This is a genomic window from Psychromonas arctica (assembly GCF_038155225.1).
In the GTDB taxonomy this organism is placed as follows: Bacteria; Pseudomonadota; Gammaproteobacteria; order Enterobacterales; family Psychromonadaceae; genus Psychromonas; species Psychromonas arctica_B.
In genome coordinates, this window is sequence record NZ_JBAKBA010000339.1 from 1 (window position 1) to 217 (window position 217).

The following is a 217-nucleotide window of genomic DNA, read 5'->3' on the forward strand; positions in this document are numbered from 1 at the left end:
GCCACTTTCCAATCCTTATTTTTACCTTCTCGGTATTCTTTAAATACGATAGGTTCCATGCAAAGACCGGTTAACGAGAATCGAACTGCTATAAACAATAAAACTCTGGTAAAAATAAGTGCTTCTTTTGTTAAGCAATAACTTGTTCCACAAAAAATGGCGACCAATAACAGCAACATTTCAGTTAAAGGCAATCTTTGAAAGCGACTGACTAAAG

The 217-nt window shown here is 35.5% G+C and carries 1 pseudogene; it reads right to left on the reverse strand.

Features of this window, described 5'->3' with window-relative positions:
* Positions 1 to 217, reverse strand: a pseudogene (locus V6255_RS18730) (EamA/RhaT family transporter); the annotation flags it as partial.